At 37.4% G+C, this 23,743-nt stretch carries 26 protein-coding genes, 3 pseudogenes and 1 riboswitch; of the genes and pseudogenes, 11 read left to right on the forward strand and 18 right to left on the reverse strand.

Annotated features, from left to right (window positions below):
- The first annotated feature begins 249 nt into the window (after positions 1 to 249).
- From AC3WJF_RS20695 to pstA, 3 genes are all read left to right on the forward strand, one after another.
- Positions 250 to 1,104, forward strand: coding sequence for a phosphate ABC transporter substrate-binding protein (locus AC3WJF_RS20695; RefSeq protein ID WP_492455597.1), 855 nt, complete (start codon positions 250 to 252; stop codon positions 1,102 to 1,104).
- Between the two features lie 77 nt (positions 1,105 to 1,181).
- Positions 1,182 to 2,114, forward strand: a complete 933-nt coding sequence (gene pstC / locus AC3WJF_RS20700) for a phosphate ABC transporter permease subunit PstC (protein ID WP_492455599.1) — start codon at positions 1,182 to 1,184, stop codon at positions 2,112 to 2,114.
- A gap of 1 nt (position 2,115) precedes the next feature.
- Positions 2,116 to 2,985, forward strand: coding sequence for a phosphate ABC transporter permease PstA (pstA, locus tag AC3WJF_RS20705; protein ID WP_492455601.1), 870 nt, complete (start codon positions 2,116 to 2,118; stop codon positions 2,983 to 2,985).
- On the opposite strand, the gene AC3WJF_RS20710 is transcribed toward pstA, so the two are convergent.
- The 3 genes from AC3WJF_RS20710 to AC3WJF_RS20720 all read right to left on the reverse strand — a co-directional run bounded on the left by AC3WJF_RS20710 (position 2,961) and on the right by AC3WJF_RS20720 (position 5,747).
- Positions 2,961 to 4,190 (reverse strand): multidrug efflux MFS transporter, encoded by a 1,230-nt coding sequence (locus AC3WJF_RS20710; RefSeq protein ID WP_492455603.1) that lies wholly within the window; start codon positions 4,188 to 4,190, stop codon positions 2,961 to 2,963. The two genes, pstA and AC3WJF_RS20710, sit on opposite strands and share 25 nt — an antisense overlap.
- A 224-nt stretch (positions 4,191 to 4,414) precedes the next feature.
- Positions 4,415 to 5,065: an MBL fold metallo-hydrolase gene (locus AC3WJF_RS20715; RefSeq protein ID WP_492455605.1), complete on the reverse strand. Its 651-nt coding sequence runs from the start codon at positions 5,063 to 5,065 to the stop codon at positions 4,415 to 4,417.
- Positions 5,066 to 5,177: 112 nt separating this feature from the next.
- Positions 5,178 to 5,747: a cysteine hydrolase family protein gene (locus tag AC3WJF_RS20720; protein WP_492455607.1), complete on the reverse strand. Its 570-nt coding sequence runs from the start codon at positions 5,745 to 5,747 to the stop codon at positions 5,178 to 5,180.
- 107 nt (positions 5,748 to 5,854) lie between these two features.
- Between AC3WJF_RS20720 and AC3WJF_RS20725 the strand changes: the two genes are divergently transcribed.
- Positions 5,855 to 6,463, forward strand: coding sequence for a TetR/AcrR family transcriptional regulator (locus tag AC3WJF_RS20725; RefSeq protein WP_492455609.1), 609 nt, complete (start codon positions 5,855 to 5,857; stop codon positions 6,461 to 6,463).
- A 72-nt stretch (positions 6,464 to 6,535) separates the two neighbouring features.
- Here the strand turns inward: AC3WJF_RS20725 and AC3WJF_RS20730 are convergent.
- The 5 genes and pseudogenes from AC3WJF_RS20730 to AC3WJF_RS20750 all read right to left on the reverse strand — a co-directional run bounded on the left by AC3WJF_RS20730 (position 6,536) and on the right by AC3WJF_RS20750 (position 10,625).
- A pseudogene (locus AC3WJF_RS20730) lies at positions 6,536 to 7,070 on the reverse strand (GrpB family protein).
- Between the two features lie 63 nt (positions 7,071 to 7,133).
- Positions 7,134 to 7,379 carry a hypothetical protein gene (locus tag AC3WJF_RS20735; protein ID WP_492455611.1) on the reverse strand — a complete coding sequence of 82 codons (246 nt, stop codon included), beginning with the start codon at positions 7,377 to 7,379 and terminating at the stop codon, positions 7,134 to 7,136.
- Positions 7,360 to 7,924: pseudogene (locus AC3WJF_RS20740) on the reverse strand (histidine phosphatase family protein). The gene AC3WJF_RS20735 and the pseudogene AC3WJF_RS20740 overlap by 20 nt, the downstream one beginning before the upstream one ends.
- Positions 7,925 to 8,115: 191 nt before the next feature.
- The gene (locus AC3WJF_RS20745; protein ID WP_492455613.1) at positions 8,116 to 9,315 is read right to left on the reverse strand and encodes an oxalate decarboxylase family bicupin; all 1,200 of its coding nucleotides are present in this window, start codon (positions 9,313 to 9,315) and stop codon (positions 8,116 to 8,118) included.
- A 380-nt stretch (positions 9,316 to 9,695) separates the two neighbouring features.
- Complete coding sequence (locus AC3WJF_RS20750; protein WP_492455615.1) at positions 9,696 to 10,625, reverse strand: DMT family transporter; 930 nt, start codon at positions 10,623 to 10,625, stop codon at positions 9,696 to 9,698.
- 126 nt (positions 10,626 to 10,751) lie between these two features.
- On the opposite strand from AC3WJF_RS20750, the gene AC3WJF_RS20755 reads away from it, so the two are divergent.
- Positions 10,752 to 12,179 (forward strand): aminotransferase-like domain-containing protein, encoded by a 1,428-nt coding sequence (locus AC3WJF_RS20755; protein WP_492455617.1) that lies wholly within the window; start codon positions 10,752 to 10,754, stop codon positions 12,177 to 12,179.
- Positions 12,180 to 12,264: 85 nt separating this feature from the next.
- Here the strand turns inward: AC3WJF_RS20755 and AC3WJF_RS20760 are convergent, their stop codons facing one another.
- Positions 12,265 to 12,798, reverse strand: coding sequence for a GNAT family N-acetyltransferase (locus tag AC3WJF_RS20760; protein ID WP_492455619.1), 534 nt, complete (start codon positions 12,796 to 12,798; stop codon positions 12,265 to 12,267).
- A 156-nt stretch (positions 12,799 to 12,954) separates the two neighbouring features.
- The gene (locus AC3WJF_RS20765) at positions 12,955 to 13,362 is read right to left on the reverse strand and encodes an Lrp/AsnC family transcriptional regulator (protein ID WP_492455621.1); all 408 of its coding nucleotides are present in this window, start codon (positions 13,360 to 13,362) and stop codon (positions 12,955 to 12,957) included.
- Between the two features lie 118 nt (positions 13,363 to 13,480).
- On the opposite strand from AC3WJF_RS20765, the gene AC3WJF_RS20770 reads away from it, so the two are divergent.
- Positions 13,481 to 14,236: an MBL fold metallo-hydrolase gene (locus AC3WJF_RS20770; RefSeq protein WP_492455623.1), complete on the forward strand. Its 756-nt coding sequence runs from the start codon at positions 13,481 to 13,483 to the stop codon at positions 14,234 to 14,236.
- A gap of 113 nt (positions 14,237 to 14,349) precedes the next feature.
- Here the strand turns inward: AC3WJF_RS20770 and AC3WJF_RS20775 are convergent, their stop codons facing one another.
- Positions 14,350 to 14,520: a hypothetical protein gene (locus tag AC3WJF_RS20775; RefSeq protein ID WP_492455625.1), complete on the reverse strand. Its 171-nt coding sequence runs from the start codon at positions 14,518 to 14,520 to the stop codon at positions 14,350 to 14,352.
- Positions 14,517 to 14,690 carry a GntR family transcriptional regulator gene (locus tag AC3WJF_RS20780; protein WP_492455627.1) on the reverse strand — a complete coding sequence of 58 codons (174 nt, stop codon included), beginning with the start codon at positions 14,688 to 14,690 and terminating at the stop codon, positions 14,517 to 14,519. Before AC3WJF_RS20780 ends, AC3WJF_RS20775 begins: the two co-directional genes overlap by 4 nt.
- A gap of 449 nt (positions 14,691 to 15,139) precedes the next feature.
- Between AC3WJF_RS20780 and AC3WJF_RS20785 the strand changes: the two genes are divergently transcribed.
- Both AC3WJF_RS20785 and AC3WJF_RS20790 read left to right on the forward strand, forming a co-directional pair.
- Entirely contained in the window at positions 15,140 to 16,357 is a 1,218-nt protein-coding gene (locus AC3WJF_RS20785; RefSeq protein ID WP_492455629.1) for an aspartate aminotransferase family protein, read from the forward strand.
- Between the two features lie 443 nt (positions 16,358 to 16,800).
- Positions 16,801 to 17,268 carry a DinB family protein gene (locus tag AC3WJF_RS20790; protein WP_492455631.1) on the forward strand — a complete coding sequence of 156 codons (468 nt, stop codon included), beginning with the start codon at positions 16,801 to 16,803 and terminating at the stop codon, positions 17,266 to 17,268.
- A gap of 164 nt (positions 17,269 to 17,432) precedes the next feature.
- On the opposite strand, the gene murI is transcribed toward AC3WJF_RS20790, so the two are convergent.
- Positions 17,433 to 18,206: a glutamate racemase gene (gene murI, locus AC3WJF_RS20795; RefSeq protein ID WP_492455633.1), complete on the reverse strand. Its 774-nt coding sequence runs from the start codon at positions 18,204 to 18,206 to the stop codon at positions 17,433 to 17,435.
- Positions 18,207 to 18,662: 456 nt separating this feature from the next.
- A riboswitch (SAM riboswitch) is annotated at positions 18,663 to 18,766 on the forward strand.
- A gap of 70 nt (positions 18,767 to 18,836) precedes the next feature.
- On the opposite strand from murI, the gene AC3WJF_RS20800 reads away from it, so the two are divergent.
- Positions 18,837 to 19,037, forward strand: a complete 201-nt coding sequence (locus AC3WJF_RS20800) for a Fur-regulated basic protein FbpA (RefSeq protein ID WP_492455635.1) — start codon at positions 18,837 to 18,839, stop codon at positions 19,035 to 19,037.
- A 129-nt stretch (positions 19,038 to 19,166) separates the two neighbouring features.
- Positions 19,167 to 19,301 (forward strand): hypothetical protein, encoded by a 135-nt coding sequence (locus AC3WJF_RS20805; protein WP_492455637.1) that lies wholly within the window; start codon positions 19,167 to 19,169, stop codon positions 19,299 to 19,301.
- 54 nt (positions 19,302 to 19,355) lie between these two features.
- On the opposite strand, the gene AC3WJF_RS20810 is transcribed toward AC3WJF_RS20805, so the two are convergent.
- Positions 19,356 to 20,057 carry a YjjG family noncanonical pyrimidine nucleotidase gene (locus AC3WJF_RS20810; protein WP_492455639.1) on the reverse strand — a complete coding sequence of 234 codons (702 nt, stop codon included), beginning with the start codon at positions 20,055 to 20,057 and terminating at the stop codon, positions 19,356 to 19,358.
- A gap of 312 nt (positions 20,058 to 20,369) precedes the next feature.
- Between AC3WJF_RS20810 and AC3WJF_RS20815 the strand changes: the two genes are divergently transcribed.
- A complete protein-coding gene (locus AC3WJF_RS20815; RefSeq protein ID WP_492455641.1) occupies positions 20,370 to 21,059 on the forward strand; it encodes a class I SAM-dependent methyltransferase in 690 nt (229 codons plus the stop codon).
- A gap of 328 nt (positions 21,060 to 21,387) precedes the next feature.
- Here AC3WJF_RS20815 and AC3WJF_RS20820 read toward each other — a convergent pair whose 3' ends face one another.
- The 4 genes and pseudogenes from AC3WJF_RS20820 to AC3WJF_RS20835 form a co-directional block, all read right to left on the reverse strand.
- Positions 21,388 to 22,110: a DsbA family oxidoreductase gene (locus AC3WJF_RS20820; RefSeq protein WP_492455643.1), complete on the reverse strand. Its 723-nt coding sequence runs from the start codon at positions 22,108 to 22,110 to the stop codon at positions 21,388 to 21,390.
- Between the two features lie 390 nt (positions 22,111 to 22,500).
- Entirely contained in the window at positions 22,501 to 22,836 is a 336-nt protein-coding gene (locus tag AC3WJF_RS20825) for an ASCH domain-containing protein (RefSeq protein ID WP_492455645.1), read from the reverse strand.
- Positions 22,829 to 23,170, reverse strand: coding sequence for a rhodanese-like domain-containing protein (locus AC3WJF_RS20830; protein WP_492455647.1), 342 nt, complete (start codon positions 23,168 to 23,170; stop codon positions 22,829 to 22,831). The genes AC3WJF_RS20825 and AC3WJF_RS20830 overlap by 8 nt, the downstream gene beginning before the upstream one ends.
- Positions 23,171 to 23,293: 123 nt before the next feature.
- Positions 23,294 to 23,404: pseudogene (locus AC3WJF_RS20835) on the reverse strand (carbohydrate ABC transporter permease); the annotation flags it as partial.
- Positions 23,405 to 23,743 lie beyond the last annotated feature (339 nt).

The following is a 23,743-nucleotide window of genomic DNA, read 5'->3' on the forward strand; positions in this document are numbered from 1 at the left end:
CGCAAGAACCGTCCCCTTGTTTCTCTTTATACAAAATTTACATTACATCCATGTTGTCTTAATATTCAGCTAATACAATGACATTGTACTAGTAAAAATGACTCAGGTTACCAGACATCTAAGCTTACTAATTACACATCCGTACATAATTAAGGGGGGAAATATTTACGCATATTCGTTTTTAGCCGTTTGAAATGAACACATGTTTTAAAGATCAATTTCATTCTATTTAAAAAGGAGAATAAAGATATGAAACTTGTAAAACGTATAACGGCAACTGCGTTGGCTGTAGCTGCTTCAACAGGAATTATTTTTGGAGGTATTTCTCATCAAACAAAAGCTGCATCAGCTGATGTAGTGGTAGCAGGATCGACAGCTTTACTTCCGCTTACAACACAAGCTAAGGTTGAGTATCAAAAAAGTAATAAAAATGTTTCCATTTCTGTTTCGGGTTCTTCTTCCATTGACGGTCCAGAATCTGTGATGAAAGGAACTGCGACAATCGGTGCATGTGATTGGGATGCTACGGTTGCACAAGGCGGTTTCAAGGCTTATAAGAATTTACATGCATATAAGGTTGCCGTGACACCTTTTGCAACTATCGTAAATAAAGCAAATCCTGTTAAAGATTTAACTACAAAGCAGTTGCAAGATATCTATTCAGGAAAGATCACTAACTGGAAGCAAGTTGGTGGAAAAAATGCTAAGATCGTCGTCGTGAATCGAGCATTCGGTTCTGGTACCCGTGTTAATTTTCAAGCTAAAGCTTTAAAAGGGTCAAAATTCATGACATCTGGAAATTATAAAGAAGTTGGAAAAAGCGGTGAAATGGTCGCAAGTATTCAATCCAATCCAAATGCCATTGGATATGTAGATTTAGCCTATGTAGATAAAACTGTAAAAGCACTGAAATATAATCATGTTTCTCCTTCTGTTAATAATGTGATTAGCGGCAAATATCCTGTTTGGGGATATGGTTATCTATTAACAAAAGGCCCTGCAAAAGGTAAAAATCTTAAATTCATTCAATATATGCAAAGCAGTAAGTTTCAAAATGGTTCTTTAAAGAAATTAAACTTCATTCCTTATAGAAGCGTAAAATAATATCCTTTTCCCCCTACTTTTAAATAAATGGATACCAGCCTACAAAAGGCTGGTATTCTTACTAAATGGAGGTATTTATGGCGAGCATTGAACAAGCTCAAAAAGGTGAAATCATCCCTAGGGATGTATTTTTTAAACAAAATACGCATTTTAAGTATGCAAAAAATAAACTTTTTAAACTAGCAACTTTTGGATGTGCTATTCTCCTATGTCTAGTATTATTATCTATTATTCTGTTTGTAGGAAAAAGTGGTTTTGCCGTGTTTAAACATGTTTCCGTATTTACTTTCTTTTTTTCCAAGCATTGGGATCCAAGTACGGATCATTACGGTGCAGCTATATTTATTATCGGAACAATTGCTTTAACAGGACTAACCATGCTTTTAGCTGTTCCAGTATCTATTGCAATAGCCATTTTTATCGGAGAAATTGCACCTAGTTGGCTAAAAAAGATGATAAGACCAATACTAGATGTCATTGTAGGGATTCCATCTATCATATTCGGATATTTAGGTCTCACCATTCTCATTCCACTGATCATGCGTGTAACAGGCGCAGTTATGGCAGAAGGCTTACTCGCAGCTTCACTAGTATTAGCTTTTATGGTCCTTCCAACCATTACTCAAGTGAGCGATTATGCCATTTCATCGGTTCCAGCGGAGATTCGCGAAGCTAGTTATGCACTAGGAGCGACACGATTTCAAACGATTTTCCGAGCCATTCTTCCTGCTGCAAAGAGAGGGATTTTGACTGCTTCCATTTTAGGAATGGCAAGAGCACTTGGTGAAACAATGGCGGTTGTCATGGTTATTGGAAATACTGCCCAGCTGCCTCATAGTCTTACCACTCCAACAGCTGTATTAACAAGCAACATCGTGATGCAAATTTTGGAGGTGCCATTTCACTCAACATGGTTTGACGCATTATTTATGATGGCATTTTTACTATTAATTATATCGACCTTGAGCATTGTGCTCATTCGCAGAATAAGGGCGAAAGGAGCTGTATAGAATGCTAAATAGGAAAAAAAATATCAGATTTGTAACGGATCGATTATTTACAGGATTGCTTTGGCTAGTTAGTATGATCATTATCGCCATCCTGCTTGTTATTCTATATATTATATTTTCAAAAGGCTTGAAACATATATCCTTTCAGTTTTTGTTTGGATTACCTAGTGAAATTAATGCAGGAGGCGGAATTGGCCCTTTCTTGTTCAATTCTTTTTATATACTTATCCTTTCCTTGATAGTTTCTCTGCCTATCGGAATCGGCTCAGGCATCTATTTAGCTGAATACGCACCGAATAATCGATTAACAGAAATGATTAGAACTTGTATAGAAAGTCTAGCATCTGTTCCCTCGATTATATTTGGGTTATTTGGATATGTTTTATTTGTTAATTATTTTCACATTGGATTAAGCATTCTTGGAGCTAGTATAAGCTTAGCTTTGTTAAACCTACCGATTTTAACTCGTGTAACAGAGGAAGCAATCCACCAAGTTCCGCAAAATATCAGAGAGGCATCTTATGCGCTTGGTGTAACCAAATCAGCCACTATTCTTCGAGTTGTTATACCTGCAGCATTATCAGGGATATTAACCGGAATTAGCTTAGTTGCTTGTCGAGCTTTTGGAGAATCCGCTGTAATTTTAATAGCGGGAGGAACGGCCGCTTCTGATACGATGTGGGATTTTCATTTGCTCTCCCAAGGTGCAAGCTTACCTGTTCATTTATGGTATGTACAATCGGAAGCATTAGTACCCGATGCAAAGCAAATTGCAGATCGATCTGCTGCTGTATTGGTGATTATTATTTTATTAATGAGCGTTGTCATTCGAATTCCAGCGTGGATTCAGGCATATCGGTTGAAACGATAAGGAACAAGGGGACGGTTCTTGCGTTTCATTTTTTTATAGATTTTAAAATAAACCCAAATTGCATTTATTAGTAACAAAGTACCCGTAATAAAAAACACCGATCTTATTCCAAAATGTGCTGCAGCCAGTCCGCCTAAGATTGAGCCCCCAAAGACACCTAAATACCCTGCTGACATTGTAAAACCAAATACTCTCCCTGTAAGAAAATCTGGTGTGATTTTTTTCAGCAACGTATTGATGGATGGATTTAGACCCGCTGTTGCTAATCCTAATAAAAATCGTAATACCGTTAACTGTATGGGATTTTTGACAAATGCTTGAGGTAAAAACATAATACCTGCCACTACAAGCGCAACTAATATTACTTTGTGTGCGCCAATTTTGTCAGATAATTTACCAAGTCGTGGAGCTGCAATGATGCTAGCAAGTCCCGAAGCAGAAAATGCTATTCCAGCTAATAAAGCTACATGGTTCGAGTTGTTTGTCAATTGTGAAATATAGACAGTAATGATTGGCTCTATCGAATAGAGTGACAAACTTAATACAAAAAAAGTTATAAATAATGTAATGGTTAATTTTTTCTCAGGAACCTGACTCCAGATTTCTTTCATAGGAAGTACTTTCTTCTCACTACGTGTAAAGGTTTCTTTTGCAAACAAGGCTGTTGCAATGAAAGATATCATCAATAAAGCACCTGTAATGAAAAATACATTTTGCAAACCAACACTCCCTTCCAAGTAGCCACCAATCAGTGGACCTAGAAGAGAACCTGCTGTACCTGCAGTTGAAAGTGTTCCTAGAGCAAATCCTGCATGCTCTTTATTCGTTTGCGTTGCAATTAATGCTGTACAGGCTGAAGAATAACCGCTAATGACTCCTAGCAATATTCTTAACCCAATCAATTCATACACATTTTGTACAAGTCCCATACAACCAATAACGATTCCCATCCCAAGACTTGCTCGTAAAAGCATGAGTTTTCTTCCGTATTTATCCGCTGCGCTTCCCCAAATCGGTGAAAAAATAGCAGAAAGGATAAAAGTACACCCAAATGCATATCCCGAAAATTGTGTAATTAAAGAGGTATTATGAATTCCGAGTTGTTTAATATAGAGAGGAAGTACTGGAGCAATCTGACTCATTCCAACACTTGACACAAATAGCCCAAACCAACATACAATCAAATTTCGTTTCCATATCGGCATGAACTTTAGCCCCCTTTCCATCTTGTTATAAACCCAACAAGCGCCGCTTCAGGTTGGGACCTTAAGGAGCGCTTATTGATTAACAATACATATTTTCGTAGGTTGTTATTGTCATTTGTTATATATCCTAAGCAGGCTTGGTTTCGGGTAACGGGGTCGGCTTTGAAGTCCAAAATGTTAATGAACAAGTGAATTATAAATATAATTAGCACACTATTTCTTTTTTACAGATACTTCATTGTGACAACACCAGAATATTCGTGCAAGGTCTCTGAGTTAAGGTCCAACATTGCTACTTCGGTCGTCCGCTGACTCGTAGCCTCAATGAATTTCTCCACTTTATCGAATAGTAACATCCCAGGGATCGATAGCGCCTTCGTACGGTAATGCATGGGAATTGTGACTGCGGGTTTTAGTTGTTGCATCACTTTTGCGGCATCCACACCATTTAAGGTCATTTTGCCTCCGACTGGGACCATTAGAATATCCACTTTTCCAATGTCATTGACTTGATCCTCTGTTAAAAGATGACCTAAATCCCCACAATGGCAGATTTTCAAACCGTCCACATCAAATCGAAATACAATATTATCGCCCCGCTTTTTACCGTTTACTTTGTCGTGATACGTCTTAATTCCTTTCACAGACACACCCTCACGGCTATACTCTTTTGGTTCATTGACCAGCATATAGTTGCCTGATGCCACATGAATTTTATTGTGATCTCCATGATTATGTGTGACTGCAACCACATCAACTTCGATCGGCTTTGGCATTTTGTATCGAAGTAATCGATCATAAGGGTCAATGAGAATTCGTGTTCCTGCTTCCGATGTCATTAAAAATGCAGATTGTCCAAACCATTTAATTTGCATGATAAAATCACCTTTTATATAAATTAGCCTAAATACGTTTCTATCTAGAGTTATCTTATACTAGAGCAGCAAAGTTTAAGAAAAGAGCCTTATCGTGAGCTGACAATAGACTTTAATTCAACGTGTCAACCCAAGCTTCAACTGTCTTAACTTCTGCTTGGCGAGGAAATATCTTTTCCATAAGTACGCGATGCACTTCATCATCTGCATCAAGACATGCATCTGAAAGCACCGTAATAGAGAAATCTTTATCCGCTGCTTCCCGCAATGTAGAAAGAACAACGCCACTTGTAGAAATCCCACTGATAATAAGCGTATCAATTTGCTGTGAACGAAGGATCATTTCAAGAGTGCTGCCAGCAAACGCGCTAATTCGGTACTTTGTCACAACCGGTTCATTTGGTTTTGGCTGTAATGATTCGTGAATTTGTGTTGCTAAATCATTAACCGTCATTCCGCCTAATTTCGAGATTGCTGAAAACGCTTTGTTATGTGCGCTGACCTCAGGATACCCCTCGCTAAATCCCACTCGAACAAAAATAACCGGAATATTGTTTTTGCGAGCAGCCTCTACAGCATTTTGGAACGGTTTAAGAACTTCCATATTTCCTCCAAAACGGGATACAATACCATTTTGAAGATCCATGACTAACAATGCGGTATTATTCGATTGATTTTGCATACGTTGTAAACACCTTCTCTTTACGTTAAAATTAAACGGAGAGCTCTCCTTTTTTTATATTAAATGGAGAACTCTCCGTTTGTCAAATTATATATTGAGGTGAATGTATGGTTAATAATGAGAACACTCCCCATACTCGTATAGAACGTCGGGATGCTGCAAAAAATCGTCAGCTTATCCTGAACGTAGCTTATAAATTGTTTGAGCAATATGGTGTAGAACAAGTAAGCATGAATCAAATTGCTACAGAAGCACAAATTGGTTCAGGAACTCTCTATCGACGTTATAGAAATAAAGGGGAATTATGTCTAGATTTAATTAGAGACAATATCGATCAATTTTTCGAGGATATGGAAGCATATTTGGAGGAAAACGAGGACGTTCCACCTAGTGAAAGATTAAAAGGGGTTCTAGGCTTTTTTATCCGTTTTCGAGAAAAAAAAGCGCAATTACTAAAAGGGGTCGAGGAAACCAAGTCAACGAATCCACTTAAATCCCGATCATCTAGCCCTCTTTATGATGAATTGCACCAACACTTAGTCACGCTATTTGAAGAGATGACAGTCGGTGCAGAAACCCATTCCCACAGTGTCTTTAAAGCTGATATGGTTCTACTGGCTTTAAGCAGTGATTCTTACTTTTTTCAAAGGGATGTACGTGGATATTTTCCAGAAGAAATTTTGGGACTCCTCAGCTCAACATTTATAAATAAATAAAGCAAAACAAGGTTCCTCATTGGCTGGACCACAAAAGCCAATGAGGAACCTTGTTTTCTATCAAAAGCATAATTAATAAAATTTACTAGCCTTTTCCAAGATTTTATTTACAAACTGAGTTTTACCTAACATATATTCGGATCGTTCTTTTGAGATTTTTGCCAAATTTTTTTAACTCCTCATATTCCTTGGCTACCTCTGGATGCCCTCTAAGATAATCTCGAAATGCCAAATGTCTCGCTAATTCCTTGCTTCCTTTGTTACATACGTATAAATGATGCTCCATCCAATCCGTACTTTTCTCATCCCAAGGAACAAAAGAATTTTTCCTTCCAAAGGCTTCCCTGCCTTCAAAACTCCATACTTCTTGATGTAAATAGCCTATCTTCTCGAGACCTTGTATACCATCGGATAGATTTCGATCTTCTGTTATCACCACATCAATGTCAATTATAGGCTTAGCCTCAAGCCCTTTAACGGAAGTACTTCCAACATGTTCAATGGACAATATTAATTGGCCTACTGCGGATTCGATAACACTTCGTAAATGGTGAAATTCAGTTTCCCAACTAGAATTATAATTCTCGATTTTCACTATTTGTCTCACTTTATCACTCCTATTCATTGCAATTAACTAAATACATCTGCAGGTTGGTAAAAAGGTATACTTCTATATACGATCAAGATAGGCAAAGTTTAGCCTTTTCACGGGTACATATCTCCAAATAAGTTTACATAATGTGAAATATGCTTTCTTTATTTGTATGAACGGCACGAAAACAACATTAAACGGACCGAAAAAGCTCGCAAACGGACCGAAATTTACATAAAACGGACCGAAAATCGCTTTGAACGGACCGATTTGTGACTTTTGTCCTACACTAACCATTTGTAACTTACCTAACTTCCATTTCATGAGATGCTTCCCATCTCCTCGCACATCCAATGAATCGGTCATACTCAAAGGAAAGTTTGTATATATCCGGCATCGCTAGTTGTTTCCAAAACTCAAGCCCATATTGATCATCAAAATAATTCATAATTAAGACCATGATATTTCCATGGGTTCCAATCACTACATTTGCTCCGTCATATTTATCTAAAATTATTTTTGTAGCTTCCACACCTCTTTTTTGAACTGTGACGTTGGATTCCCCTCCTTCCCAATGAAAAATAGGATTCTCGCAAACCGTTTTAATGGCGTGATTAAAATCCTCCATAACCCCGCTCCTTAAATTCCTCGACCAATTGTATTTTCTGACCGCACTCTGAAGCAATTCCTTCCATTGTTTGAATGGCTCTTAAATTGGGACTGAAAATTACATGATGAATGTCTTCCCTTTCTAGAAGCTTCCAGACTCCAGCGGCATCCTTCTATCCTTGTTCCGATAACGGCCATGTTAATTCTTCCGGTGTATATATTGAATGAGCATGTCTTACAAAATATAGGTTTGTTGCCATAATGACTCCCAAAATGTTAAGAGTGTATCCATTTTCTTCTTCAAAAGTGGACCCTCATTATCAGGAAATAAATCACAAATTCACTCCCTAACTCGAATCGCTGACTATAAGCTTTCACATATGCCCCAATCGTTCCTTCCCTCAAGCTGTTTCATTTCCCATATGCTTACAAATTCTTTTCCATTGTAGCTTTATTTATATCGAGGAGAACTCGGAATATCACTGTATTGGACGACCGGCCATTTTTCCTTCCGCAATGAGTTCATTAGCTCTGGTCCTACATGCAAATGCTCCTGTACTAGTTCTTTTGGTGTCAGTGCCATCCATTGATTTAATGAAACGTCGGCAAAGCGATTGCTCTTGAACATCTCCAAAAACCATAGGCTTTCGGAACCTGTATTTTGGATGTAATGACCCATGGCAAACGGAACATATCCGACATCACCGGCCCTGTAATTAAAGGTGCGGGCTGTTCCACTCGCTGCAAAAACTGTCATGCGCCCGGTTCCTGTAAGGTAATACTGCCACTCATCATTATTCGGATGCCAATGCATTTCCCTCATGCTGCCGGGCTTGATTTCTACTAATGCAGCCGCAATGGTCTTCGCAATGGGAAAATTGGTAGAATCAACGATGCGCACCGTCCCTCCCGGAGTTACGAGTGGCTCTTGGGCAAGGAGCCGATGGGTAAAACTCTTTGGCACAGTGCCATAAGGACTGGTTACTTCCTGGCTTTCTAACGGTCCTGGCACTGGAGCTTGAAAAATGTATCTTTGTTTTTTCGGGATATGATCGAAAGCACTCTCAGGCACACCGAAATTTGCAGCTAGCACATCCTTTGGTGTGTGTGCGAACCAATCTGTAATCGTAAAAGTGCTAAATTCGGTGAATGCGCCATCATCAAAGACGAGCAAAAATTCGCAGCCTTGCTCCAATCCTTGAATCGAGTGTGGAATTCCGGCTGGAAAGAACCACAAATCCCCCTGACCGACATCAGCAATGAAGTTTCGTCCATTCTGATCGACCGAGGTAATACGTGCACGGCCCCAAATCATGTAGGCCCACTCTGCTTGCTTATGCCAATGCATCTCACGGACACCACCTGGCGTCAAGCGCATATTCACTCCTGCTAGTGTGGTTGCAATCGGCAACTCTCTAACCGTTATTTCACGTGACCAGCCACCGTGATTTAATTGCATATGGGTATCGGAGAAAGAAAACTTTAAATTGGGAATTGTTCCGGCATCGGTGACAGGCGGAACCAACATGTCGGGATTCTCCATGTCTCTCATGACGTCTCGCGGACCGAAATCGGTCGCACCCGCACCATCGTCCCTTATCGGCTGCGGCACACTTTCATATGAGGCTTGATTCCTAAGATGTTTTTCCAAAAAAATTCCTCCTTCACTAAATGAATAGAACAATGGATTCCGTCTATCACATTACAGTAATGTATGAAGGGAATTTTGAAACTATATCCATTTCTGTTGTTCATTTAAAAGAAATACCGAGTTTGACGAACTTTTTGCATCCCGATAAGAAAGAAAAGCGATCCTAAATGATCGCTTTTCTTCAAGTACAATTTTTCTTTTGACTAACTTATTTTCTCTACCATCTTTATTTGCACATAACCGAGGAGAATGATGTAACCAATTACCAAAATTAGGAGCAATACTTGAGTATTGAGATAGTCAATATAAGGGTTTGTCTCTTAACCTTTCCTTTCAACTTCCATAAAAAACTCGCCAAATTAGGACAATTCATCCTTTTATTAATAATTGCTTTCTTTGCCCAGTACATTGATCCTCTTCCTTACCAATTGCCGCAGGTTATGGAAATTAATGATGACAATACCAATAATAATCGTGATTCCCCCGATTACCGACAAAAACGTAATGCGCTCATGGTATAACAATCCTCCTAGACAAAGGGCAATTAATGGCGAAATATACAGCCAAGTGGCTGGAAATACTGGATCAGTTTTAGCGACAAGCCAATAAAAGATGGTATGCGCCACCATAGATCCGGCAATGATTAAATACAGAAGGGATAAAATAACATTTGTCGAAAGTATAAACTTAATATGCACATTTTCCGTGAACAATGATAAAACAAGAAGCATCCCTCCGCCATACATCATTTGTGCCGCATTCAAAGCAATTGGTGATGTACCTTGAAAACGTTGGATGACTCGACTAGAATAAACTGCACCCGCAGAATAAAAAAGTTCACTTAATAAGATTGCTAAACATCCAATGATCCACAGCTTGCTGAACGACGTGCCCATTATACCTGGTAGAAGCAAGAAAATAACGCCGGAAAAGCCTATCAGACAACCAGCTAAAGAACTGACGGAAAGCTTTTGACGATTAATGGCGGTTTGAAGCAGCAAAACCATTAGCGGTCCGCTTGCCGATAAAACTGCCGCTATTCCAGAGCTTAAATATTGCTCAGACCAATACAAGGCTGCAAAAGTCGCGAAGGTTAATCCAGTTCCGGTAAAAAGCATTTCTTTTCTAATTAATAGCGAAAACGTCGCCTTTCCTCTTAATACCATCCATAAAAACAAAATACCTCCTGCCACAAGGAAGCGAATTCCGGCCGAGAAAAAAGGTGGCGCTCCGGCATCTACCCCTACTTTTATCGATAAAAAAGTCGTACCGAATATGAGACACATTAAAATATAATTAAATAACACCATATTTCGCTCCTCCTTATCTGCTTTCCTTCACATCTCCATCATAAGGTGTAAAGAGTAGAACAGATAAAAACGAATAGAACAGTTATCGAAATTATCCTGTATAATAACAGAAAAGGAGGGTCGCTCATGAAAAGAAAAGCACTCTCGAATGTTCATTCAGATAATCTTTACGAACAAATCTATGATTATATTATGGAAAGAATCGGACGCGGCGAATGGGGAGCACATGATAAGCTTCCTTCTATTAGAACATTAGCAGCGGAATTCAATGTACATAGGCTAACAGTCTTTAAAGCTTATCAGCTGCTAAAACAAAACAAAAAAGTATATGTGAAGGATAAATCCGGATACTATGTGATGCCTGACAATATGCTTTTGATAGATTCACAACAGCAGAACCCGATTATTTCTGCTTGCGTTCAAGAAAGCAGCCTCTCTGAAATTCATCAGGTTCGGACTGATTTTCAGTTTTCCATAGCACTTCTTGATCCTAATCTGTTGCCTAATCATTACTTTTCCGAGTATATAAAGAAAGTATTTGATCTGTATCCTAAAGTGCTGGGAACTTATTCATCCATCCAAGGTGACCTGGAACTGCGACAAGCTCTTAGCCGTTATTTTACCGATCAGTTACATTTCTACCTAACTCCCGATGAATTATTGATCACATCCGGTTCCCAGCAAGCTATCGATTTGATCGCCAGAGTATTGATCAAACCAAGAGATACCGTTTTTTTGGAGAGACCAACTTACAGTCCTGCTATCGATATTTTTAGAAGACAAGGTGCCAATATTATCCCGATTGAGATCCATCCACACGGCTACCAATTGGATCATGTCGAGAGTCTCATGCAAAAGCATAAACCGCGCCTTTTCTATCTCAATCCTACTTTTCATAATCCAACCGGCTATACTGTACCGGCAGATCAGCGAAAGAGATTGGTAGAGATGGCTCAGAAATATCAATGTTTACTAGTAGAGGATGACCCTTACCCGGATATTTATTTTGAGGAAAAACCTGCGCTGCCGTTTTTTTCTTATGATACAGCGGACTGTGTTATTTATATTAGGAGCTTCAGCAAATACATTGCGCCCGGATTAAGTATCGCAGCTGTTGCATGCCGTCCATCCGTCATGAAATACTTATTAAAAACAAAATCCCTTTCGGACAGTGGGACGCCACTGCTAAACCAGAAAATCTTTTTGCATTATTTCTTTTCAGAACGTTTGCAGAAACATGTGGAAAAGCTGCGGATTGCTCTTGAAATTCGTAGGAACATTATGGAGGAGGAATTATCTGCTACAGGGTGGAAATGGGCAACTCCAATGGGAGGATTTAATTTATGGATTCAACTGCCGGAGTCCACTCCAATGGATAGACTTCTTGAAAAAAGCATCGAGCAATCAATTTCCTATGTCCCTGGTTCCATTTTCGATCCGCTTAAGGAATACCAATCATGGATCAGAATGAGCTATTCCTATCTAAACGAAACACAATTACGGGATGGCTTGCAGCGATTTGTCCGCATACACCATTCATTAACTTCTACATGAATATGAAAACCTTCCACCATTTAATAGGAGGAAGGTTTCCTTTTGAGAGAACTGATACTCGAACCTATCAAAATATCATTTCATATCATGAAGATTTCTTAACTTCTTCGTATCCTACCTTTTCAAACGCATTCCGCATCGGAACATTTTCAACATCTGTATCGGCAAAAACTCTCCAAACTCCGATATCTTGTAAAAGTCTCGTTGCTCTTAAAAGTAAATCGTTAATAAATCCTTTTCCACGGAATTCAGGAACCACACCAATATAATGAATCGTTCCTTCCATCAGTCCGTTCTTTTCACAGCCTTTAAATGTAACCGGCTGGATAAGTCCCACAATTTCTTCATTATAGTAGGCAAGTTCCCACCATGCTTTTTCAAATTGAAAATATCCTTCGTCTACGTTGAAAACGTCTTCTACGAGTTCACTATGACTCTCAGGTGTTGTGTGTTTTTTATCCTCTCGATCCAATGAATTTATTACTACTTTACTAATAATTTCTTTAAATGTATTTTCCAATTCAGGAGTCACTTTTTTAAAATGACAACGATCAGGTACGATTACCTTTTCCTTTGGTTCATTCCATACATAAGCAATTTTTTCATAATTTGATGACAAATTTCCAGTCCTCCTAAAGGCTGTTCTATTTTAGATTCCTAATCTAATAGTTCTCTATTAGTATGTAAAATCCTTTAAAACTCCTTTAAGTACAAGCTTCCAAAATTGTAGCTAATTTCAACTTTTGAAACGTTACCCGCCATATTTTCCAATCCATTATTTAATCACGATAGACAATTTATAATTAGCATGCTCGATTAATTCGTCTAAAAATTGATCCAGTACTTCATTCGACGGAAATTTACACTCTAGAAGATAACAGCCTTCCCCACTAATTTTGAAGTTGTTTACGATGTAATCTTGTTGTGTATTTATAAACGATAAAAATGGTTGATGATGAATGCTCTTTGTATAGATATGGAGAAATGCGTGGACAAAGTAGCCTATTTTTCTATCATTTAATTTAATCGTATAGCTTTCTATGACACCTTTTTCTTCTAATTTCAATACTCTTGTGGAAGTTGCTTGTCCCGTCAAATGGACTCTTTCACCTAATTCCTTCATCGAAATTCGGCTGTTCTTTGACAGCTCTTCCAATATTTTTTTATCTGTATTATCTAACATCGTAATCAATCCTTTCACATTTCAAGTGAAACCCCATAAACGCTTGATTTTATCTATGTAAAATTATTTTTCTCCATTTTATACTATCCATAGATCTTACAAAAGGGGGAAATATCTTATGAATATTAGACAAATAAGAAATGCAACGTTGGTAATACATTATGCAGACAAGAAGTTTTTAGTCGATCCGTTTTTAGCTGAAAAAGGAACAATGCCACCGTTTCCCAATACACCAAATCAGGTCCCTAACCCACTGGTAAGCTTGCCAACTTCTCTTGAGGAAATTACTCAGGTGGATGCTGTTATCGTCACGCATTTACACCCTGATCATTTTGACGAAGCTGCCAAAAAGGTTTTACCTAAAGATATAAAAATCTATGCTCAAAATGAAAAGGACGCAGAGGCAATTAAAAAAGAAGGTTTTCATAACGTTGAAGCGTTAACGAATGTTATTAGTATCGGAGGCATTACCTTAACTAGAACCGAGGGAAAACACGGCACTGGAGAAATAGGCAAATTGATGGGGGAAGTTTCTGGTGTTGTGTTTAAGCACCCGAATGAAAAGACGCTTTATATTGCAGGCGATACCATTTGGTGCAATGATGTTCAAGATGCCATCAAGATTCACAACCCGGAAATAATCGTTGTAAATGGAGGGGCTGCACAATTTCTCCAAGGCGATCCTATCATTATGACGAAAGAAGATATTTATGAAACCTATATGAATGCCAAACATTCGACTACTATCGTTTCCCATATGGAGACTGTCAATCACTGCTTATTAACTCGAAAAGAATTAAAAGCCTTCATTGATGAAAAAGAACTTGCCAATCATATTCTAGTACCAGATGACGGGCAATCTTATTCATTTTAATGGCAGTAAACCTGCTATATAACGATAAGTGGCAGTATGATAATAACTAAATTATTCCTTTAAAATAAAGCATCCGTTCGCTTAACTAGGGTATTTAGCGAACGGATTAACTTTTATAAATCCTTATTAGTATATATCTTAACGGATACTTGCATGGAGACAAAGCCGATAATAATGGAAGCAATAAAGGGAATCCATGCAAATATAGGCTGGGATAATTGTGATGTAACATCTATTCTTATGTTAGAGGCTTCCATTCTAAAATAGTTTTCATATCTAATCATCCTCTTTCGTTATTCCCACCAACTTTGCTGTTTTCCATGCCTCTAAAAAGTTGTTTTTCAACTATTTGTCTTTTCGTTTCCAGCATCATCTCTAAGTTTTCCGGAGCAACATACGAGCCTTTGCCAACCTTCGTTACAATAAAGCCTTCTTTTTCTAACTCTTCATACACCCTTTAAATTCTTGATATCCAAATAGAAAAATAATGAGGGGCTTTTAGTTGTTTGATTGATCAAATTATCTTTGTATCTGTACAATATCAAGGGAATTCTTTACATATAAGTAGACCATACGAAAAAGTATTAGGCTTTAAATCAAGATGCTTCATTCCTTCTGTCACAGTTATTAATCCAGTTTTCCAATCATCATATACTTGAATAAAGTCCTCATTAAGCCTGCTGAATTTTTAAAGCTAGTAACATTAATCAAGGAATTACAAAATAAAGTGAATTTGAACCGATGTGTGAACAGACCACTAGTTAAAGAAAACTCCTATGCAGTGGACCTTTTTGAACAGATAGAATTATGAAAAGATGAAAATAAAGTAGGGAATGTTTCTTTAAATAAAAGTTTATTTTTTGTAAATATGAAACGGTATTAATAACTAGGAGGAGCTTTTTTATGGTTAATTGGTTTCAATTAGACGAAGAGTATATAATGCCTACATATTGTCGTACGAAGGTTGCTATAGAAAGAGGAGAAGGTTGTAAACTGTATGATGTAAATGGGAAAGAATATTTAGATTTATTTTCTGGTGTTGGAGTAAATATATTAGGTTACAATCACCCAAACATCGTGCAAACCACCTTAAAACAAGTTGAAAAATGTTTGCATCTTCCTTTTCATTTTTTAAATCCAGTTGCCATTGAATATGCAAAGAAATTAGTGAGTTATACCTTAAAGAGCGGTAAAGTCTTTTATACAAACTCTGGTACTGAGGCTACAGAAACAACATTAAAGTTACTTAATAAATATAGAAATATAACAAATGAAGAACGTGATGGAATAGTTGTACTTAAAGGTAGTTTCCACGGGCGAACATTAGGTGCACTTCACTTTACGAGACAAGAAAAAATATATCAAAACTTCCCTAAAACTTCTATTCCGGTTTTTGAAGTGGAACGTGAAAATATAGAGAAATTAGAAGAAACAATCATTCATGAACAGCCAATTGCAATTATGCTCGAGCCCGTATTAGGAAGTGGTGGGATATATCCTTTATCAAGTAAATATTTAAAAGGAGTTCAACATTTATGTGAAAAATATAATGTACTTCTTATAGTTGATGAGGTACAAAGTGGTATGGGCAGAACAGGAAAGTTGTTTGCTTATCAGCATTTTCATATTACACCTGATATTATTCAATTTGGTAAAGGGGCAGGAGGAGGGATACCGCTAGGCGGAATAATAGTAGGTTCTCAGTTATGTAATACTTTTTCACCTGGGGATCACGGAACAACGTTCGCTCACTCATCAATTGGAACGGCTTTAGGGTTAACTGTATTAAAAACATTAATTGACGATGGATTAATGAAAAAAGCTTATGAAACCTCCTTATATTTAAATAACAAACTTCAAGAAATTCAGAAAGAAAATTCTTATTTAATTCAAGAAGTACGTCACTCTGGTATGATGTTTGGCATTAGTATGAATGATACGAATGTAAATGTAGAAGAACTGCAGTTATCATTAATGGATAAAGGAATGTTGGTTGATGTGACACAAAGAAATATTATTAGGTTACTTCCGCCATTTATTATTACGAAAGAAGAGATTGATGAATTTATAAAACAGTTTATTTACTGTCTTACTTGTTCAGCAGCTTTAGTAAGTTGTTAATGCTATTTTTTCATCATTCTCACCGCTAATGTATTAATTAGAAAATAAGCATTCTCTAGCTAAGATAAGTAAAATATATATTCAAGCATCGTATGCTATTTCGAAGGAACGCAAAAGTCCAATTTCTTAATTTCAATGTTGAGAAATTGGACTTTTTATATTTAATTATAATGCAAAATTTCGCTTAAAATAGGTGCAAATTAACTCCAAAAGGGACAAAGAAAACATATCGAGGTATTTATAATTTCTTAAAAGTAACAGCTATTTTTTGAATGAGCTACATTTTTTATCGAAGGAATGCAGCTAATGACTGTTGAAAGTAAATAACTCTATTGAAATGAACACTTTAAAAAGTTAGGATCTTTTCTTTTTTTCACTGACTACTTTTGTCAGGGTTGACGTTTTAAAATGAAAGGGACAATTAATTAAGGAGGCGACCAACAATGGTCATGACATTGGAGAAATTTCGCGAAATTTTGGATGGGAATCGTCTTTTAACCATTCGAACAATTGAGGTATTCCCTGAAGACAAGTTATTCACCTTTGCACCCGTAGAACCACTTCGTCCTTTCTCAAAAATGATTTTAGAGATACTAGATATTGAAAGAGCATACGTACGCGGTATCGCTATCGGTGAATGGGAATATAGCCATTCTTTTGCTGATGTTTCTACCAAAGAGGAACTTTTAGACAGTTGTCGTGAAATAAAGGAGGATGTGCAAAAATGGTGGCCAAAAATCACCGAGGAACGGTTGCACACCGTAGAAAAAGATCCCTTTTTTGGTGGCGAAATGAGTCATTTCGAACGTCTACATTATACATTGGAAAATGAAATCCACCATCGTGGCCAAGGTTTTATTTACTTACGGTTACTTGGGATTGAACCGCCAGCGTTTTGGGAGCGTCAATAAAGAGGGATAACATTTAAAGGTTATCCCTAGGGTTGAATTTTTTAATTTGGGCTAACAAGAAAAAAGCCGATATCTTAATTTACAAGATATCGGTTTTTATATAGTAAATATTCCTAGATTTTTAAATTAATTGTGTAATTGATAGTTTCCAAAATAATAGTACCTTATATTTGATCCAAGATGCGAAACAAATTTTTATACTTTGAAAGTGTATCTTTGTCCACCTTTGTACCTGAATCAAAAAAGGAAATGTCACCTGTTCCGTTGCCCAGTAAATTTCTTTCCTTTAATATTCTCTCTAAGTTTTTTGCTGTTCCAATACTTCCGGAAATCATTTCAACTTCTTTATCAAACAGCTTCTTCACGGAGTTAGTGAAATATGGAAAATGGGTGCATCCTAAAACAACTGTTCCATACTGCTTTAAGTCAAGTGAGGATAGCTCTCTTTGTAAATATGGCAACACTTTTTCTTCCCTAAATTCAAATTCCTCCGCAAATTCTACAAGACCTGGAAGTGGTATACTATCCACGATATCATGATGATCGATGCTTTGTACGAGATGATGATATTTTTCTTCTTTAAGTGTTAATCTAGTTGCTAACACTAACACTTTCTTCTGTTTTTCTTCACATTTCTGCACTGCTGGTTTTACCGCTGGCTCAATGCCCAAAATAGGGATATCATATTTTTCACGAAGGTCTTGTACAGCGATGCTTGTAGCTGTATTACAGGCAATGACTACCGCCTTAACACCTTGATTTGCGATAAACTCCACTGCGTCAAAAATATATTGTTTTACCTCTTCCTTCGGCTTTTCACCATATGGTATGTGTGTCGTATCTGCATAAAAGAGGTAATCTTCCTTTGGCAAAACCTTTAATGCCTGATGAAGTACGGTCATTCCACCAATACCAGAATCAAAAAATCCAATTCTCATTACTTCCACTCTTCTCTTTTTATTCTTTCTAGCTCTATACATTGCGAGGAGTCTGAAAAAAATTTAGTTAAACTCATTAGGTGAGGCTCTATTCTTACTATGTTGCTTTTGTAGACGAAAACCTTTGTAAAATTTTTCGCCATTACTTCCCCTTCTAAAAAAGTATTGTACAATTATTTTTAATTCATTTACAATATTTTTTCATCTCAAACTAAGCTAAGAAAATTAATTGGTATTATCGGAGACTTTAATAAAAACTTAATCAATCATACAGCCATCAATAAAGCAATTGGTATCAGTAGACAAGAATTATACCTGAATTAGATTATGTTATCCTGTTTTCGGTTATCACTAAATTGCTGGCATAAAAAATGGAAATAAACAATAAATATAAGTTGACAAATAGGAATTATAGGATTTATGCTAATAACAATAAAAAAATTAATATGTCATGGAAACTTATCCAGAGAGGTGGAGGGACTGGCCCGATGAAACCTCAGCAGCAGATTCCAATGGAATCCTGTGCTAATTCCTGCAAGCTTAGGCTTGGTAGATAAGTTGAGGTACTTAAACATTTGATCAATCCTCTTCTTATCTTTTATTTAATTAAAAAAAGGAGTGGGTTTTTTTATGGGTAAATTACTTAGAGAAGCTGTTGAAACAAGAAGGAACGAATTGATTAGTAAGCTAATTGAGCTTGATCAATATAAAAAAGAAGGTAAGCATTTATTTGAGTTAACCTTATCGGATTTGGAATATGAATATTATAAAATTCAATCAAAGAACCATCCGCACAGTGGGATAGACTCCATCAAGTGGAGAAATTTTTAGGAAACAGAGGGACGGTTCTTGCGTTTCAAGAAAAGCAAGAACCGTCCCCTTGTTTTCTTTTTTTAATAAATATCATAAGTTTAGACAAAAGAGGCAAACTGTACTTGTGATAGAAAGGAGCTGAAATGCATGACAAAGAAATTTAATAAAGGCAGCGGCAATCAAAATTCCCCTTCCTTACATGGGCAATCATCTGTCAGCGGGGATAATAGTAAAGGGAATAAAAGAAATAAGGATAAGCGAGATAAGACAGATGGGGTATAAGTAAGAGAAACCGGTCCCACGGGATCGGTTTCTCTAAGTTTCATCAGGCAAAAATTATTTGGAAGAAATTGCAGCCAATATATGATGTAATTCCTCAAGATTTTGGATTTCATACGTTGGCACGATGTCCGTATTGTTTTCTTTTCGATCTGGATTGATCCAGCATGTATCGAGCCCGTAAAGATTGCCGCCTTTTATATCTGCACTTAGTGAATCTCCAATAATTAATCCCTGTTCTGGAGATAAATTTGGGATGCGCGCAAACACATAATCGAAAAATTCTTTCATCGGCTTTTGGTAACCTGTTTCTTCTGAGACAAATATCTGCTTAAATAACGGAAACAAGCCTGACGCACGAAGGCGCTTATCCTGAGTGGCAGAATCCCCATTGGTCACTATATATAAGTCATAACGATCCTTCAGTTCTGTAATTAATTCCAGTGCACCGCTGATAAGCTGATGGCCTTCTTGCAGGTAGCCACGGTATTTATTTTCCAATAAAACACCATCTACCTCTTTTCCGTATTCCTTGAAAAATGCAGCAAACCTAGTGTTAACCACATCATCACGGCTACGTTTCCCCTCTTCGAATTCTCGCCAAAGTTCTTGATTAATAATTTTATATTGTTGCACCATTTGAGGAGTCAGTTCAATTTGCTCATCTTCAAAAAGCTGTCGTAATGCTCCACTCTCAGCAGCACGAAAATCCAAGAGAGTATCATCTATATCAAAAAACAATGCTTTATATGTTTTCATGGTTATCGTCCCTTTCATAGAAGTCTACTTTACTAGTTTAAAAGTTTTTCCCTGCCTTGAAAACCAATTTCTCCTTCCCCAACAAGAATTAATTTCCATTGTCGTACTTGTGGCAGCTACCTTTAGAATATATAATAAATTTGGAATTATCATTATTTCCAAGGAGGATTTACGTGGGATTATTATTTTATTGATTTTAAAAGCTGCTTCAGGACAAAAAATTTTATCCTAAAGAGGTGCTTTTAAATGAAATGGGTTAAAGATTTTTATGATAAACAATTTATTTGGTGAACTACACAATACGATTTTGATTTGAATCACTTAGAAGAAGACCTAGTTGATAAAATAGAGCGTTTTAGCGATCAGCCTATCACTAAAATCCTTGAATTAGGTGGTGGCAATGGACGTTTTGCCGTTACTGCTGCAAAACGTGGATATGAAGTTACTGTTATCGAACTCGCCCCTTCGTGTGTAGAAAATATTTATAAACTTGCTGAAAAGCATAATATAGGAAGAAATCTGTGCATCATTCAAGGTGATTTCTATCAAGTAGATATAGAGGAACAATTTGATGTTGTTTGCTATTGGGATGGATTTGGGGTCGGAGAAGATACTGACCAACAAATATTGTTAAAGCGCATTTCCGAGTGGCTGCAACCAAATGGTGTGGCACTGATTGATATTTATACCCCCTGGTACTGGGCTAAGGTCTCCGGTCAAGAAATGGAGTTTGGAAATATTGCTAGGCGATATGAATTCGATGCAAATAGATGCAGGATGTTAGATACTTGGTGGCTGAAGGATCATGAGGAAAATCAGATAACACAATCGTTAAGATGCTATTCACCTTCTGATTTGAGTCTATTATTGAAGAATACCGATTTACATTTAGTGCACTGTGAACCAGGCGGAGCAATGGACTATGAAAATTGGCAATACACCGAACAAGTAGCCTTAGACAAAGCGATGACTTTTATGGCAAAGTTGCAAAAAACAAGATAATAAACGATAAAAGCAGTGTATTAAATGCACTGCTTTTATCGTTGGAGTGAAAACGGTATGAAATTTTTGCCGTTTGGTTCCATATTTATTCTGAACATATTAATGCTGCACTGTTTGGACCGAAATTGTTGCTGAACGGACCGAAATAAGTAAGGAACAGACCGAAACAGCCATTGAACAGACCGAAATTAAGGGTAAATAGCCCGAATTAGGTCTTTAGACCCACAAAAAGCCTGGTAGAATCACCAAGCTGGATCTTCATTATGAATAAAGCTTGTCACAATAAAGAAGACTTGGATTAAGAAAGTTCCAAGTCTTCCGTTTTAAACTATTTAATATCAGGAATTTCACACTTTCCATCCGCACAGTACGGATCACCCGATTCATTCTTATCATCATTTAATATAGTAATGGAGCCTTCTTCATCACTTGCTTTTTGTAACGCGTTTAAAAATACCCCAATTGGCTGTGCTCCTGAAACAGCATACTTTCGATTGATTACAAAGAATGGAACTCCTTGGATACCAAGCATCCCGGCTTCTTGTTCATCGGCACGAACCTCTTTTGAAAATTCCTCACTATTTAGCATTTCACGCGCTTTCTCTGCATCTAATCCAACTTCAGCTGCCAACGCTATCAATGTTTCGTGTTCTCCAATATGTTTGGACTCGGTAAAATAAGCTTTAAATAGACGTTCTGTCATTTCGGTCATTTTGCCGTGATGTGCAGCAAAATGAGTTAAGCGATGAGCATCGAACGTGTTTGTTGGTTTCATGGTATCGAAATGATATGTTAAACCAACTTCTGCTGCTTTCTGGGCAACATTTGCATTCGCTGCCTTCGCTTGCTCTAGGCTCATTCCATATTTTGTTGCAAGCAAATGATGCATGTCCATATCATAGTTTTGTTTTGCATTCGGATCTAATTCAAAGCTTTTAAAGACGATTTCAACGTTCGACTTCCCGCCAAACTGATTTAATGCTTCCTCAAAATGACGCTTGCCTATATAACAAAACGGACATACAAAGTCCGACCATACTTCTACTTTCATCCTAAACCCTCCGATTTTAATCATTTATATTCCTTCATTATTATCCTACATAAAAGGAAATACAAATATTATGTTTCCAAAACAGGTTAAACTAGTTTTGGACAACTCATCGGTACTTCTCTTTTCCCTTGAGTCGTTGAGCTTTTTCGGTGCAATGAGATCAGAACGGGGTGTGGAACTTTCCTAGTTTGTTGATGTAAAACCGAAGAAAAGTGTGGAATTTTCCTGCTTTGATGATGAAAACCGAAGAAAAATGTAGAATTTTCCACAAAAAGTGTGGATACAAGGAAGCGATTTTGTGAACTCATAAAAAGCGACGAACTTTTCAGTGAATCTTGACTCCTCATCTCATTCAAAAAACCTCCACACTATAGCAGAGGCAAACCTTCCTTAAATCCCCTTAAATTCATGTACCCAAACAATCATTTTCGGTCCCCACCGCATACCTGGGTGTATGGATAAAATGGATTCCTTATACGATTCCAAATTCGCAAATCCTTCCTGACGAGCATTTTCCTCTGTCATGTCGCCAAGTTTTTGGGAATAAACATTTTCGACCATAAATTTTTTCCCGTCTAGCACCATAATTTCGCCGACGTCCGCATATCTGCCGTTTCGACGAGTCGCAGTTTTTTCTCCTGCCAGCACCTTTTTGACAACCCTCTCCAATGTCACAAGACGGTCGACCGAGCATGTTTTAGGTGGTAAAACATGATTTTCACTCATGTTTCTCTCCTCCCTTTTGTTCTTGGAATTCCTTCCATGCGGTTATGCCACCTTCAAGTAAGGCAACTTGGTAGTTTTTTTTAGCTAAAATCTTGGCACATTTCGCTGCAGAATTACCGGTCGTACAGGTAACGATGATTTCCCGGTCCTTTGGCAAGGTTGAAATCATATCCTCTTCGTTATCAAAAATAGCCGATTTATGTATGTTATACGAATTTTCTACATGATATTCCTGAAATTTATCCTCCGCCCGAACATCCAGTACGAATGGTTTCTTGTTCTTTAATTGTTCCTCTAATTCATTAGGGGTGATCTTTCTGATTTCCACTTTCATCCCTCCAATTCTATTCTACTATCCTAACATTTTAAAAAGATAAAATCATACTGCGTGATCTTCAACTATGTAAGAGCATTTCCAATTAAAAAAACAGGTGCAGAAATCCACACCTGTTCCTCATTATTTCATTCCTGAAATCGTATATCCATCGATGATATGCTTCTGGAAAATGATAAATATTATCACAATAGGGACAACCATAAAGCTTGACCCAGCCATTTGTAAAGCTAGTTCATTGTCCCCTACACCAGCATTTTTCGCTACCCAAACTGTTTTTTATGTGACCCGAATCCTGTTCATTGTGACCCGTTTCAGATTCTATGTGCCCTCAATCGTTCATTGCTCCCTCCTCCAGCATTTTCGCTACCCAAATCCTCTTTTATGTGACCCCCTTCCTGATCATTGTGACCCGGTTCGGATTTTATGTGCCCTTACTTGTTTATTGTTCCTTCTCCAGCATTTTTCGCCACCCAAACTGTTTTTTATGTGACTCGATTCCTGATCATTGTGACCCGGTTCGGATTTTATGTGCCCTTACTTGTTTATTGCTCCTTCTCATACAAATATGAC

The sequence above is a fragment of the Heyndrickxia sp. FW510-T9 genome (assembly GCF_058781025.1).

Excerpts from the sequence above, each read along its gene's own strand:
- AC3WJF_RS20735 (WP_492455611.1), bottom strand. The coding sequence starts at position 7,379 with ATGAAATGGAAGTTAGGTAAGTTACAAATGGTTAGTGTAGGACAAAAG.
- AC3WJF_RS20800 (WP_492455635.1), top strand. The coding sequence starts at position 18,837 with ATGGGTAAATTACTTAGAGAAGCTGTTGAAACAAGAAGGAACGAATTG.
- AC3WJF_RS20770 (WP_492455623.1), top strand. The coding sequence starts at position 13,481 with ATGAATATTAGACAAATAAGAAATGCAACGTTGGTAATACATTATGCA.
- AC3WJF_RS20750 (WP_492455615.1), bottom strand. The coding sequence starts at position 10,625 with ATGGTGTTATTTAATTATATTTTAATGTGTCTCATATTCGGTACGACT.
- murI (WP_492455633.1), bottom strand. The coding sequence starts at position 18,206 with ATGAGAATTGGATTTTTTGATTCTGGTATTGGTGGAATGACCGTACTT.
- AC3WJF_RS20810 (WP_492455639.1), bottom strand. The coding sequence starts at position 20,057 with ATGAAAACATATAAAGCATTGTTTTTTGATATAGATGATACTCTCTTG.
- AC3WJF_RS20715 (WP_492455605.1), bottom strand. The coding sequence starts at position 5,065 with ATGCAAATTAAATGGTTTGGACAATCTGCATTTTTAATGACATCGGAA.
- pstA (WP_492455601.1), top strand. The coding sequence starts at position 2,116 with ATGCTAAATAGGAAAAAAAATATCAGATTTGTAACGGATCGATTATTT.
- AC3WJF_RS20695 (WP_492455597.1), top strand. The coding sequence starts at position 250 with ATGAAACTTGTAAAACGTATAACGGCAACTGCGTTGGCTGTAGCTGCT.
- AC3WJF_RS20785 (WP_492455629.1), top strand. The coding sequence starts at position 15,140 with ATGGTTAATTGGTTTCAATTAGACGAAGAGTATATAATGCCTACATAT.
- AC3WJF_RS20720 (WP_492455607.1), bottom strand. The coding sequence starts at position 5,747 with ATGCAAAATCAATCGAATAATACCGCATTGTTAGTCATGGATCTTCAA.
- AC3WJF_RS20765 (WP_492455621.1), bottom strand. The coding sequence starts at position 13,362 with ATGTTAGATAATACAGATAAAAAAATATTGGAAGAGCTGTCAAAGAAC.
- AC3WJF_RS20805 (WP_492455637.1), top strand. The coding sequence starts at position 19,167 with ATGACAAAGAAATTTAATAAAGGCAGCGGCAATCAAAATTCCCCTTCC.
- AC3WJF_RS20755 (WP_492455617.1), top strand. The coding sequence starts at position 10,752 with ATGAAAAGAAAAGCACTCTCGAATGTTCATTCAGATAATCTTTACGAA.
- AC3WJF_RS20830 (WP_492455647.1), bottom strand. The coding sequence starts at position 23,170 with ATGAAAGTGGAAATCAGAAAGATCACCCCTAATGAATTAGAGGAACAA.
- AC3WJF_RS20710 (WP_492455603.1), bottom strand. The coding sequence starts at position 4,190 with ATGCCGATATGGAAACGAAATTTGATTGTATGTTGGTTTGGGCTATTT.
- pstC (WP_492455599.1), top strand. The coding sequence starts at position 1,182 with ATGGCGAGCATTGAACAAGCTCAAAAAGGTGAAATCATCCCTAGGGAT.
- AC3WJF_RS20725 (WP_492455609.1), top strand. The coding sequence starts at position 5,855 with ATGGTTAATAATGAGAACACTCCCCATACTCGTATAGAACGTCGGGAT.
- AC3WJF_RS20820 (WP_492455643.1), bottom strand. The coding sequence starts at position 22,110 with ATGAAAGTAGAAGTATGGTCGGACTTTGTATGTCCGTTTTGTTATATA.
- AC3WJF_RS20825 (WP_492455645.1), bottom strand. The coding sequence starts at position 22,836 with ATGAGTGAAAATCATGTTTTACCACCTAAAACATGCTCGGTCGACCGT.
- AC3WJF_RS20790 (WP_492455631.1), top strand. The coding sequence starts at position 16,801 with ATGGTCATGACATTGGAGAAATTTCGCGAAATTTTGGATGGGAATCGT.
- AC3WJF_RS20775 (WP_492455625.1), bottom strand. The coding sequence starts at position 14,520 with ATGATTAGATATGAAAACTATTTTAGAATGGAAGCCTCTAACATAAGA.